General features: G+C 68.5%; 14 protein-coding genes and 2 pseudogenes. 6 read left to right on the forward strand and 10 right to left on the reverse strand.

The features are described 5' to 3' along the window. Nucleotides 1-55 precede the first annotated feature (55 nt). The gene (locus tag ACO1BR_RS42660; RefSeq protein WP_426800512.1) at nt 56-301 is read right to left on the reverse strand and encodes a hypothetical protein; all 246 of its coding nucleotides are present in this window, start codon (nt 299-301) and stop codon (nt 56-58) included. 738 nt (nt 302-1,039) lie between these two features. Between ACO1BR_RS42660 and ACO1BR_RS42665 the strand changes: the two genes are divergently transcribed. Together ACO1BR_RS42665 and ACO1BR_RS42670 are read left to right on the forward strand one after the other, a co-directional pair. Next, nucleotides 1,040-1,210 carry a hypothetical protein gene (locus ACO1BR_RS42665; RefSeq protein WP_426800513.1) on the forward strand — a complete coding sequence of 57 codons (171 nt, stop codon included), beginning with the start codon at nt 1,040-1,042 and terminating at the stop codon, nt 1,208-1,210. Nucleotides 1,211-1,508: 298 nt separating this feature from the next. Further along, nucleotides 1,509-1,724, forward strand: a complete 216-nt coding sequence (locus tag ACO1BR_RS42670) for a hypothetical protein (protein ID WP_426800514.1) — start codon at nt 1,509-1,511, stop codon at nt 1,722-1,724. A 157-nt stretch (nt 1,725-1,881) separates the two neighbouring features. Here the strand turns inward: ACO1BR_RS42670 and ACO1BR_RS42675 are convergent, their stop codons facing one another. After that, nucleotides 1,882-2,691 (reverse strand): SDR family NAD(P)-dependent oxidoreductase, encoded by an 810-nt coding sequence (locus ACO1BR_RS42675; protein WP_426800515.1) that lies wholly within the window; start codon nt 2,689-2,691, stop codon nt 1,882-1,884. Between the two features lie 120 nt (nt 2,692-2,811). On the opposite strand from ACO1BR_RS42675, the gene ACO1BR_RS42680 reads away from it, so the two are divergent. Further along, nucleotides 2,812-3,414: a TetR/AcrR family transcriptional regulator gene (locus ACO1BR_RS42680; protein ID WP_426800516.1), complete on the forward strand. Its 603-nt coding sequence runs from the start codon at nt 2,812-2,814 to the stop codon at nt 3,412-3,414. Nucleotides 3,415-3,428: 14 nt separating this feature from the next. Here the strand turns inward: ACO1BR_RS42680 and ACO1BR_RS42685 are convergent, their stop codons facing one another. The 5 genes from ACO1BR_RS42685 to ACO1BR_RS42705 form a co-directional block, all read right to left on the reverse strand. After that, nucleotides 3,429-3,569: a hypothetical protein gene (locus ACO1BR_RS42685; protein WP_426800517.1), complete on the reverse strand. Its 141-nt coding sequence runs from the start codon at nt 3,567-3,569 to the stop codon at nt 3,429-3,431. Nucleotides 3,570-3,720: 151 nt separating this feature from the next. Continuing rightward, nucleotides 3,721-4,623, reverse strand: a complete 903-nt coding sequence (locus tag ACO1BR_RS42690; RefSeq protein WP_426800518.1) for an endo alpha-1,4 polygalactosaminidase — start codon at nt 4,621-4,623, stop codon at nt 3,721-3,723. Nucleotides 4,624-4,801: 178 nt separating this feature from the next. Beyond that, nucleotides 4,802-5,209 carry a DUF3592 domain-containing protein gene (locus ACO1BR_RS42695; RefSeq protein ID WP_426800519.1) on the reverse strand — a complete coding sequence of 136 codons (408 nt, stop codon included), beginning with the start codon at nt 5,207-5,209 and terminating at the stop codon, nt 4,802-4,804. A gap of 638 nt (nt 5,210-5,847) precedes the next feature. Beyond that, nucleotides 5,848-6,702 carry an NAD(P)H-binding protein gene (locus tag ACO1BR_RS42700; protein ID WP_426800520.1) on the reverse strand — a complete coding sequence of 285 codons (855 nt, stop codon included), beginning with the start codon at nt 6,700-6,702 and terminating at the stop codon, nt 5,848-5,850. Then, nucleotides 6,702-7,124, reverse strand: a complete 423-nt coding sequence (locus ACO1BR_RS42705; protein WP_426800521.1) for a nuclear transport factor 2 family protein — start codon at nt 7,122-7,124, stop codon at nt 6,702-6,704. The genes ACO1BR_RS42700 and ACO1BR_RS42705 overlap by 1 nt, the downstream gene beginning before the upstream one ends. 92 nt (nt 7,125-7,216) lie before the next feature. On the opposite strand from ACO1BR_RS42705, the gene ACO1BR_RS42710 reads away from it, so the two are divergent. After that, nucleotides 7,217-7,810: a TetR/AcrR family transcriptional regulator gene (locus ACO1BR_RS42710; protein WP_426800522.1), complete on the forward strand. Its 594-nt coding sequence runs from the start codon at nt 7,217-7,219 to the stop codon at nt 7,808-7,810. An 88-nt stretch (nt 7,811-7,898) separates the two neighbouring features. Here the strand turns inward: ACO1BR_RS42710 and ACO1BR_RS42715 are convergent. Further along, nucleotides 7,899-8,546 (reverse strand): annotated as a pseudogene (locus ACO1BR_RS42715) (SDR family NAD(P)-dependent oxidoreductase); the annotation flags it as partial. Between the two features lie 611 nt (nt 8,547-9,157). Further along, entirely contained in the window at nt 9,158-9,784 is a 627-nt protein-coding gene (locus tag ACO1BR_RS42720) for a CGNR zinc finger domain-containing protein (protein WP_426800523.1), read from the reverse strand. Nucleotides 9,785-9,936: 152 nt separating this feature from the next. On the opposite strand from ACO1BR_RS42720, the gene ACO1BR_RS42725 reads away from it, so the two are divergent. After that, nucleotides 9,937-10,644 (forward strand): alpha/beta fold hydrolase, encoded by a 708-nt coding sequence (locus ACO1BR_RS42725; RefSeq protein ID WP_426800524.1) that lies wholly within the window; start codon nt 9,937-9,939, stop codon nt 10,642-10,644. A gap of 64 nt (nt 10,645-10,708) precedes the next feature. Then, nucleotides 10,709-11,566 carry an alpha/beta fold hydrolase gene (locus tag ACO1BR_RS42730; protein WP_426800525.1) on the forward strand — a complete coding sequence of 286 codons (858 nt, stop codon included), beginning with the start codon at nt 10,709-10,711 and terminating at the stop codon, nt 11,564-11,566. A gap of 20 nt (nt 11,567-11,586) precedes the next feature. On the opposite strand, the pseudogene ACO1BR_RS42735 reads toward ACO1BR_RS42730, so the two are convergent. After that, nucleotides 11,587-11,810: pseudogene (locus ACO1BR_RS42735) on the reverse strand (IS110 family transposase); the annotation flags it as partial.

The raw sequence follows: 11,810 nt of genomic DNA on the forward strand, positions 1-11,810 counted from the left end.
GCCGTCACCATCGTCCCGGCCTCCAAACCCACTCCGACCAGGCGAACAATCAAACTCAACGCTTAAAACAGCGGCATTGAGTGTAGGCGGGTATCTCCGCGACCTCCGCGTCAGACATCAGCTCGCCGGTATGGGGATCGACGATCGCCCTGGGATAGCGGATCCGCTGCCGTGCGCCCTCCGGGATGGTGGCGATGGCCCGTTTGATCGAGGGGTTCATGCCGCAGGTAAGAGAAGTGAGCTCCGGCCCGGTCATGCGCTCCTCCGTCACCCGCACGGCCGCAGCCTCCACTCGCGCCATCCGCGCGCTGGTCGAGAACGCGGGGGCGCGCCCCCGCGATCCGGCGGGTTCTCGTAGCACGCCTCCCCGGCCGCCCCACCCCGGCGATCACGGCCGTCACCCGAGCGATTACTTCGACCGACTGAACCGTCGCCGAAGCCCGCCGGCGGCGTACACCCCCACGTGTTCCACGGCATGACCAGGGGCCCTACCCGGAAACACCTCGATGCTGCCCTGGCAAATCCCCCGGTGACTGCACTGTTCGTGGATGCGGCCGGCTCAGCCTCAGGCAACTGTTGATCGAGCCAACCGGGTGGGTGTGGCAGGGCCACCTTCTTTGCGGTGCCTGCCCCTACGTTGGTGGGCATGCACACGAAACGGCTGAGTGAGTTCCTGCGGGCCCGGCGCGCACTGGTGCGCCCCGAGGACCACGGGATGCCTGCGGGGACGCGCCGTACGCCCGGTCTGCGTACTCCCAAGCGGGCTTGGAGCGCCCACTCCCACCGACGGTGCACGGTGACGGCGACCACGGCTTCGTCGCGCGCCTGGTCGGCATGGCCCGCAAGCACGGCGCCTCCGGCTACATCCGCGACGGCGCCAACCACTGGCCCGCCGTGCACCGGCTCGACGCCGCGCGCCTTTTCCGACTCGCGGTAGAGGGCGCCCCGGCGGGATCGGTCCTGCACGGCGTCGCGGAGGAAGGCGTGCCGACCCGCGCCATCGCCGAGGCGATCGGTCGGGGGCCTCGGCCAGCCGGCCGTGTCCGTGGCCCCCGCCGCGGCCGAGGAGCACTTCGGGTGGCTCGTCCTCCTCTTTGGCCTCGACGTGCAGGCGTCCAGCACCCGCACTCAGGAGTTGCTCGGGTGGCAGCCGACGCACCAGGGCCTCATCGCGGGCCTGGACGAGGGCCACTACTTCAGCAGAAGTTGATCGGGCTCGAATCGCCGGCCTATGGTGCGCAATCGCCTGCCCCGCCCCAGTCGTACGACCGCCACTCCTCAGCCTGCGCCCTCGCCTGCTCAACTACGTACAACACACCACCGGCGCCGGAATCTCCCCGGCATTCTCCGGAATAACGAGCCTCCAACTCGAAGAACATCAGCCGAGATCAGAGCCCACCGGGCGAGCCGCCGCCCCCTCTCACCGAGCCTCGGCTGGGCCTCACCGAGCTCAGGCGGCGAAAGACCTCGCGGACAGCCGACTCACCGATCCGGATCTCTCCCTGCCAATGCCAGCCCGTGAACTCAGCGCCTCTGTATGGACGTTGCAGCGGGCGTTCGCGTCCGCCGAGGAGACCGTCGTCGGGTACGTCCGCCGCCGCAGGTTCGAGCGGGCTCGGTTCGAACTCCCAACATCGACGGGCCGGCCGAGCAGCTGTGAACTCACCGCCCACTGGCAGTTCGCCGGCAGCAGCCACTTCGCCCGGACCTCCAAGAGCCAGTAGTACAGCCAAACCCCTGCCAAGTACGCGCCTATGTCCGACGGCCCGGAGCCGGGGACCGGAGATGATCCCGACGGGACCACGCCCTGGGCGTATTGATCACGCACATTGCCGCCCGGCCAGGTGACGTCGCAGGGCGAAAGCCCGTCGCCGTACGCAGTCACTGCACCGGTCGGCGGGCGGAGGTCGTGGATCCCATGAACCGGACCGTGCGGCGTCGGCTGGCGGCGCGGCCCAGGGTCGCCATCGCGCGGTTGAGGCGGCCGGAGATGACGCTCGGCGGTGGTGTGCGGCGGTCGAGCGTCCGTAGCGCGGTGGCCACGACCTCCTGGGGCGACTGGCGCTTGCTGCCGCCGTCCGCTGCATCTGTGCCGATGACGTCGAAGAACTCGGTGCTGGTCGCACCGGGCGACAGCGCGAGCACGCGCAGCCCGGTGCCACGGGATTCGTGCCACAGGGCCTCGGTGAAGCTCAGCACGAACGCCTTGGCCGCCGCGTAGACGGCCATGTTCGGGATGGGGAAGTACGCGGCCATGCTTGCGACGTTGACCAGTACTCCGGTGCCGGCGGTCCGCAGCGGCTCGATGAATGCCCGGCTGATGTCGACGACGGCCGCGATGTCGACGCTGATCTCCTGGCCGAGCCGCTGCGGGTCCTCGGTGTGGAACGGGCCGAAGGTGCCGAATCCGGCGTTGTTCACCACGCTGGTCACCTCCAGGCCACGGCGCGCCACCTCCTCGGCGAGGCTCCGCCCCGCGGCGGGCAGGCTCAGGTCGAGCGGGATGACGGCGGCCCGTACGCCGTGAGCCGCGGTGAGTTCGGCGGCCAGCGTCTCCAGCCGTTCCGCGCGGCGGGCAACGAGGATGACGTCCGATCCGCGCGCGGCCATCTGCCGGGCGAACTCGGCGCCGATGCCGGCGCTGGCGCCGGTGATGAGGGTGGTCTGGCCGTGGTAGTCGACGGTGCTCATGGGCTGCTCCCGGGAAGCGGTGGGCACTCTCGGTGGTGACACTGCACTGGCACTGTACGCCGAATCTGTCACACAGTGCCAGACTGGTACTGAGTGCAGAACGCGGTAGGCTACGGAGCCATGGACCATCGCGCGGGTAATCCGACGGGGCTGCGGGAGCGCACCCGGCGAGCTGTGCAGGCCGAGATCGTCGCCACGGCGATGCGGCTGTTCCTTGAGCGTGGATTCGAGGCCACCACCATGGAGCAGATCGCGGGCGAGATCGGTATGTCGCGACGCTCACTGTTCCGCTACTTCGGCACCAAGGAGGACATCGTGCTCGGCGACCACGCCGAGCACGGCGAGGCTCTGCAGGCCGCGCTGGAGGCGCGTCCAGCCGGCGAACCGCCCTGGGAAGCACTTCGGGCGTCCCTCAAGGCGCTCTTCGACTCGCTCCCCTACTCACCGGAGGACTTCCTCAAGATCACCAGCATGCTGCACGCCTCGCCCTCCCTCCGGGCGCGCCAACTGGAGAAGCGTCAGAAGTGGACGGATCTCCTCGTCCCGGACATCGTGCGACGGCTGGGGACGAGCGCGGACCCGATGACCGAGGTGCGGGCCCGCGCGCTCGCCGCCTGCGCCCTCGCCTGTTCGGAGGCCGCAACGGACGCCTGGGTGCGCAGTGGTGGCACGATCGACATGGAGCGGGCCTTCGACGAGGCCGTCGCCGCGGTCCGCGGCTGAGGGAGCCGTCCGGCTCAGTCGCGGGAGGCGGCCGTCGCGATCCGGACGAACGACCCGATCAGCGGGTTCGTGGGGCCCTCGTCCGCCGCGACCACCACGCGGCCCGGCGCCGTGTCCGTCAGCGAGGGCGACCAGGTCGTCGAAGTACCAGACACCGCAGAGCTGTTCGCCCAGGCAGTTCGCCGTCCTCCCCCGGTTCCTGCCGCAGGACCGAGATCGTTGCCGAGGTGCGGGCGCTGCTGATCGGGCGGCGTCCGGAGTGGGCCGGGAGAGAGTGGATCGAGCCGGGCGTCGGATGCCTGTGCGTCAGGGCGTGCCGCAGGTTTCGCGGTGGTAGTCCTTGTCACCGGCAGGCTTGAGGTGCAGGTCCCGCCGGACGATGCTGATCTTGTCGCCCCAGCCCCGGCACGCCTTGTTCCTGCCCTGCTCGGTGTACTCGATCACTAACATGTGGTTGCCGAACGCGGCGGCGTAGTCTCCGCATTCGTCGTACTGACCGCACTCCTCCACCACGGCGAAGTCGACGCCGACCTGCTTGCGGACCGGAGCGAGCGCCGCCGTGTTCTTCTGACCGATGGCCAGGCCCTGCGCGTGGGCGTGGGCGGCGAGCAGGGAGAGAAACGCCTTCGCGTCGTTCGCGGTGAGCAGCCCGTCGGGCACGCGCGTGTAACTGTCGTAGTTGTCCGGCTCGATGGCCGTGTAGCCCTTGGCCGCGCATGCGTCGATCCAGGCGTTCACCTTCCACGCGATCCGCTTGCGCTTGGCGTCGGTGTGCACGTCCAGCATCGCCTCCCCCCAGTCCTTGTCCATGACGACCGCGCCGGCCTTGTCACGGAGCAGCAGGTCGGCATCCCACTCCTTCTCCGCGCCCGGCTGGGCCTGGAAGGCGTTGACGTAGCAGATGTTGTACAGCCCCCGGGCGGGCGGCGCCGTGTGGTCACGGACGACGACGGACACCCCGGCCGGCGGGGTATAGGGACCGCCGAGCTGATAGTCGAAGTCCGCGTGCACAGGCGGAAGCGTCACCTTGGACGATCCCTCGGCCGGATTCCCCGGCACCGCGTCAATCCCGGTCGACGCGGCAGCGGACGAGGACGGTGCCTGCGCCGCATCCCCGCCGCGCGAACAGGCAGTGGAGAGAAGCGAGGCGACGACGGCCGACGCCACGAACGCCGCAGCGGACCGACGAGGAAAGACCCGGTTACGCATGGTCGACAAGCTCCCGATAGAAGGAGGGCATGCGCTCGCCCCCGGACGCCGACAGCGATCCAGGCGACTTGACTGCCCTGGTGTGACATGGCGATGCACGGTCGGAGAGGAAGGACGTCAGCCGAAAATGCCGGGGCCGTTCGCGGCACCGCCATGGGCCACTGCCCGGCTGACGTGGTCAGTTCTTCAGGACGATCAGTATGGCGGCGCCGAGGAAGGCCATTCCGCCGAGCAGCAGGGACACCGCCGGCCCCATCATGTGCCGCCACACCTGCACTCGTGCCGTCTGGGGGTGCCGACCGTCATACACCACCGGAACCTCCCGCCCAGTCGCCAGGCCCATCCCGGTTCCACGCATCCGGGGTGAGAACTCCACGCGGTGTCCCTGCTGGTCGTGAAAGGCAATGACCGGCACCCAGATGTGCCCGTCGTCATCGGCGACCTGCGTGTTGTCGACCACGACACCCCGCGTGGCAATGCCACCCCGCCGCAGCCGACGCACCACGGCCGCCTCCCGCCACGCGAAGCCGAAAAGCAGCACGGCCACCACAGCGCACAGCACCGCCCACAGAGTTCCGTTCGACATCGACTGCCCTTTCCGTTCCGTCCGGCACGCCGAGTCCTCGCAGTCGAGGAGACGCAGCCTCCCGAGGGCCGGTTGCCACCCCAGGTGACCCGACTCCCTGGATGCTCGGGGCCAGCCAGTTGCGAGTCGTGGATCCGGCCGTCGCGATGCCATCGACCTCGGTACTGCCACCCTTATCGAGGAAGCCGCGGCACTGGGCTTCGATCAGAACTCGGCCCGGCAGGCGATGAACTGGACTGTCAGCCCGATCGCCCTGCACACGGGGCTTCTGGATGCCTCCCTGATCGGCGAACGCCAGATTGCCGAGGCGCTCGACGCCGTCCGGCGGTTCAGCGAGCGGGAGGACCTGGGGCCATGGCCGCTACCCCATTGTCCCCAGTCATGGGGAGGGGTCCCTGCTCCCGCTGCGCGACCCGAGCGCCGCCGAGGAATAGCCCGGGCGTGTTGGTGCGGGCGGCCGTGTGTTGAGGTTCGCGTCGTACGCCCCGGAGCGGCGTGGAAGTAGTCCGGGCCCGGCTGTGACTGCTTCAGTTGGCCAGTGAGCGTTCGAGCTGGTCAGTTGAACATCGGTGTTCCCCCTGGTGCTGAGCCTGGACGCGTTAGTTGGAACTTGGTCACGGATGATGGAAGCGGGGATGTCAGCTCCGGAGGCGGTCCTTTTCCCGTTCCGCGACAGCACGGAAGGTGCGCGGTGGGCGGCCGGTGAGGCGTTGGACGGTGTCGGTGGTGCGGTTCTCGGCGCCTTCGGCGATGGCATGGTCCATGCCGGCGAGCATCGCGGCGAACTCAGCGGGTACGTCGGCGGCAAGGCGGTCGCGCATCTGCTCGTAGGTCAACTGGCAGTGGGTGATGGTGCGGCCGGTGACCTGGGTGAGGATGGTGGCGACATCGCCGTAGCTCAGCGCCTGCGGCCCAGTGATGATCAGGTCGGTGTTCGGGGCCTGCGCCTTGGTCAGTGCGTGCACGGCGACTGCGGCGATGTCGTCGGCGTCGACGAACCCGACGCGGCCCTCGCCGGTTGCCGTGTGAATGGTCCCGTGGGCTCTGATGGTTCGGGCGTGCGTGTGGTTGCCGGTGAAGTTCTGCATGAACCACGAGGGCCGCAGGACCGCCCACTGGGAGAACAGACCGGACAGGGCCTGGTGAACCTGGCCCACGGCAGGGCCACCGGCGGGGATCGCCGACGAGCTGAGCAGGACCGCGCGGCGGACCCCTGCGACGCGGGCCTGCTGGAGGAAGGGCAGCATGACCGCTGCCGGGTCCCGAGCGCCGAGCGGCGGGATGAGATAGACCCGGTCCGCGCCTTCGAGAGCGGTTGCGAAGGACGTAGGGTCGTCCCAGTCGAACCGCACGGGACAGGATCCGTCCACCGGGATGGCGCGTCGGCTGGCTGCTTTGACTCGCCATCCCCTGGCGGCCAGTTGGGCGGTGACGCGGCTTCCGGTGGTGCCGGTGGCCCCGATGACCAGGGTGAACTCCCCAGGCTTGTTCATCAGTTGCTCCCAGTGAAGTCGGCGGCGGGGTTCTGGACGGCGAGTGGGTTCCAGTAGTCGCGGTAGCGGGTGATGAGGCCGTTCTCGACGGTGACAACGGCGATGTAGGACATGTCGAAGGGACTTTCGGTGTCCACCAGGCGGCCCACACCACGCATCTCGACCACGATGGTCTGCGGGGCGACGGTCTGGTGAATCTCGACGTAGGGGAAGTCGTGAAGGTCTATGCGGTCGGGGTAGCCGCGCATGTACTCCGCGACGGCCGCCTTGCCCTTCAGCCGCTTCGGCCAGCCTTCCGGCGCAAAGGGGAACTCGAAGATCCCGTTCTCGTCCCACAAGTCGACCCACGCGGGGATGTCCTTGTCCAGCAGGAGTTGCAGGCCGTGGCGGTACAGGTCCACCGGTGCGGTGCTCGCGGTCATGGGTTGCTCCATCCCGTACGATGCGGACCCCAGGTCCGCTTCACGCGGCAACGATACGGACCATGGGTCCGCTTTGCAAACAGAGGAACCTCATGCCCGAACGCAAACCACGCGCGGACGCCACCCGCAACCGTGAGGCCGTCCTCGCGGCCGCCGACACGCTCTTCGCTCGCTGCGCGAGCCCTCAGGAGGTCACCATGGCCGACATCGCGGCGGCGGCCGGCGTCGGCAAGGCCACGCTCTTCCGCGGCTTCGGTGACCGCACCGGCCTGATCCACGCGCTGTACGAGATGCGGCTCGCACCGATCAGGCTCGCCATCGAAGAGGGGGCACCGCCCCTGGGGCCCGCCACCCCGCCACTCCAGCGCGTGCCCGCCCTCCTCGACGCTGTCCTGTGCTTCAAGATCGACAACCGCCATCTCGCCCTGGCACTGGAGGGAACCGGCGGTGGCAGCCCTTATGCGGCAGACCACTACACGCGGTGGCACAGCACGCTCCAGGCCGCGCTGGAGCAGATTCCCGGATTCACTGACGGCAGTTTCGCTGCGCACGCTCTGCTCGCTGCCACCCGCGCCGACCTCGTCGAACACCTCGTCGGTCAACAGCGGATGACCCGAGAGCAGTTGCGGACTCACCTGGCGGCCCTCACCGCCCGAGTCCTGGAACCACGTCCACCACTGGAATGAACAGCCCGGGGCGGCCTCGAACGGGTGCGGCTCTTTCGCAGTGACGTCGTTCAGGGCAATCCCTGGTGGTTGCGAGCCGCGGGTTGTGTCAGATGAGGCGTTGTCCGTCGCGGAAGAGCCCTCCGGTGGGGCCGTCAGCGGCCAGGGTGGCGGCCCAGACGACGCCGCGTGCGCTTTCCGCGGCCGGGCGGTCCCTGTCGTCGTCGCCGCGTTCGGGGTGGGTGGCGGTATCGCCAGGGTCGACGCCGTTGACGAGGATCGGGGTGTCGGTGAAGGCGCGGGCGAGGATGGTAGTCAGGGCGTTGAGCATGTACTTGGCCATCGAGTGCGCCGGGGCGCGCAGGCTCGCGCCGAGATCGAGCCCGGTGGCGATCTGGAGTGCGGACAGGCTCGAGACGTTCACGATCCGCGCGGCGGGCGCGGCGGTCAGCAGCGGCAGCATCGACTGGGCCAGTCCCCACGGGCCGATCACGTCAACCTCCATCGCCGAGCGCACCGCGTCCAGATCGGCGTCGAGCGCGGAAAGGACCCTGAAGTCGGGCATGTCACTCGCGTTGTTGATCAAAGCATCCAGATGACCGAAGCGCCGGTCGAGGTAGTCGGCCGCCTCGCGCATGCCAGCCTGGTCGGTCAGGTCCAGACGCAGGGCGGTTGCCGCATACCCGTCCTGGCGCAGCTGCTCGGCCAGCGGCTCCGCACGAGAGACGTCGCACGCGGTGAGAACGACGTGGTAGTCGAGTTCGGCGAGTTAGCGGGCTACAGCGAAGCCGAGTCCGACCGAGCGGCTGGTCCCGGTGATCAACGCGGTCTTGGTGGTCATAGTGGTGTGCTCCTGTCGAGCGGGCAGAGGTGAACTCTGTTCAGCGGCCACGAACTTTGGGTGTGGCCAAGAGCCGCACCCATCGCAACGGGCACTGATCCAGGCCCGCCCGTCGCCGCGCAGGCGGATACGGCCGGGGCTCCCGCAGGTCTCGCAGGTGTGCTCGGAGGCGGTCTCGGCCGTGTCGGACAGGGCGGTGGCCCCATCGGCGAACGCCCAGGTGCCCACTCCCCGCAGCGACGACAAGATCTCCGCGCCCTCGTCTCGCAAGGCCCGGGCATACGCGGCGCAAGGCTGGTCCGCCACCCTCTCCCAGCCATGCAGCCCGGCCATGCCCTCGGACCACGACTCGACCTGCTCAACCGTCAGCTCATCAGCACACAGTCACGCCAGCGAGCCGCAACAAAGATCGTCACGCGGATGCGCTTGCAGCACTAACGGCAGTCGTCCCCCGTCCTCGACGGAGCCAGGACGGCGGCCACCAGGCGGTTACGGAACCAGCGGTGCCCCGGGCGAGGTCGCCGACCTCAGCGTGGTGCCTTGGCGCGGTTTCGGTGAGCCTCTTGCTTCGCGCGGTTGCCGCAGGTCGCCATACTGCACCAGCGGCGAGCACGGCTCCGGGTGTGGTCCGCGAACACCAGTGTGCAGGCCGACCCCTGGCACGCCTTGACGTTCGTGAAGTCCTCCTGGCTGACGACCCCGGCCAGCGCCTCCCCGATGGGCAGCAGCAGCGACTCCGGTGTCCGCCATCGGCGCTCCGTGCGAAGTTCCAGACCGTTGGGGCCTGCAGGTCCGCCGGCCACGATCCGCACGAACTGTTCATCGCGCGCGAGCAGTTGATTGAGCGGGTCCAGATCGCGCGCGTCCTCGGACTGGACAGCCTGCCCCTTCCGCACGTTGACGAACCCCCGGAACCATTCCCGAAGGGTTCTCGCCTGGGCGGCGACAAGGTCCATCTCCCCCGGCATGGCCTCCGCTCGCAGCTTCTCGAGCACCTCGGCCGGCACCAGCTCCGCCTGGTCCAGCCATGCCATCAGGCCCTCGCCGTCGGCGATCCAGTCGACCTGGGCACCTGCCGGGGTGGCGACCGAGTTCAGGAAGTCCAGGCCGAGCGCGTCGGCAATGAAGATGGCCGGCGGTTGGTGGTCCGACACGGAACACACTCCATGGGTCGATGTCAGCCTCGAATCGAGAGTAACCACTCTGTCGGCTCTTGACAAGTTACAAGCAGCTACATAACCTTCAAAACGTCGCCAAGGCGGTTATGTGCTGAGCTTCGAGGCGACCGGATCCAGAGGAGTGGGAAATGTCCCTGAACAGCATGTCCGTGGTGCTCGCACACGGTGCCTGGACGGACGGTTCGAGCTGGAGCAAGGTGATCGGCCCCCTGCGGGATGCCGGTGCGAACGTGGTCGCGGCACAGCTGCCGTTGACGTCGCTGGCGGAGGACGTGGCTACGCTGGAGCGGACCCTCGATCGGGTCGAAGGCCAGGTCGCGCTGGTCGGCCACGCCTATGCCGGCGCCGTGATCGCCGAGACGCGCAACCCGAAGGTGCAAGCCCTCGTGTACGTCGCCGCGCTCGCGCCGGACGAGGGCGAGACGGTCGCCGCCGTCTTCGGCCGCGCCGAGCCGCACCCGAAGGCCCCCGTGCTCGACCCCGACCCCGACGGCCTGATCTGGCTCCCGCAGGAGACGTTCGCAGCCGCGTTCGCGCAGCGCGCCACCACCGAGGAGCAGGCAGTTCTCGCAGCCGTCCAGCGGCCGATCGCCCTATCCAACATCACCGTTGAGGTCCAGCGACCGCAATGGAAGGACCGGCCGAGCTGGTTCCTCGTGGCCGAGGAGGACCGCATGATCGCCCCCGAGACCCAGCGGTTCATGGCCGAGCGGATGTCGGCCCGCCAGGTGTCGAAGCCGGTCGACCATACGCCGATGGTCACCGCCCCCAACGTCGTCGTGGACATCATCCTGGACGCCGCTCGCAGCGTGTCGCCGACCGGGGAGACCGAGTGATCAAGCCGAGAAGGTAACCGGACTAAAGATACTTCACCAGTTAAAAATTCAAGGGAGAAACACCATGACCTCCATCGCCTACCGCTCGGCAAACGTCGACGGCCTGAGCATCTTCTACCGCGAAGCCGGTCCCGCCGACGCCCCGACACTGCTACTGCTGCACGGCTTCCCAAGCGCAAGCCACATGTTTCGCGACCTCATCCCCCACTTGGCCGGACGGTTCCACCTCGTGGCCCCCGACCTGCCCGGTTTCGGCCAGTCCGACATGCCGCCGCGCAACGACTTCGACTACACCTTCGAGCACATCGCGCGCGTCATCGACCGCTTCACCGAGGTGATCGGCCTGGACCGTTTCGCGCTCTACGTCTTCGACTACGGCGCGCCGACCGGCTTCCGGATCGCGGCCAAGCACCCGGAGCGGATCACCGCGATCATCTCGCAGAACGGCAACGCCTACGAGGAAGGCCTGAGCGAGGGCTGGAACCCGATCCGTGCCTACTGGCAGGACCGGTCGCCGGCCAACCGCGACGCGCTGCGCGGCTTCCTGTCGCCTGACACCACCCGCTGGCAGTACACGCACGGTACAGCCGATCCGACTGCGGTCTCCCCGGACGGCATGACACTTGACGACGCGTACCTGGCGCGACCCGGCGCCGACGAGATTCAACTGGATCTCTTCGGCGACTACCACACCAACGTCGAGCTCTACCCGGCCTTCCAGAAGTACTTCCGGCGGCACCAGCCGCCGTTCCTGGCCGCGTGGGGCCGGAACGACCCGTTCTTCCTGCCTGCCGGCGCCGAGGCGTTCAAGCGCGACCTCCCCGACGCCGTCATCCGCCTCCTCGATACCGGCCACTTCGCCCTGGAGACCCATGCCGAGGAGATCGCGACAGCCATCGAAGAGTTCCTCACCCGAGCTTGACTCTGAAGCTCCTATAGACGTCAAGTCACTGGGGAAGTCGATGGTGTGCTGCTGAATGCGCTCGTGACGTGGTGGTAGACCTCTCGTGCGACGAAGCGCTTGAGGCATCTGAAGATGTCCGTCGTCTTGAGCCCTTCGAGAGTGCGTCGTGCGACGTAGTCGCGAGTACGTGGGTCGTGACGCATGCGGACCAGCACGATTGTGTGCAGCGCGCGGTTGGCTTGGCGGTCACCGCCACGGTTGA

This window comes from Streptomyces sp. YGL11-2, from assembly GCF_050054615.1.
GTDB lineage: Bacteria > Actinomycetota > Actinomycetes > Streptomycetales > Streptomycetaceae > Streptomyces.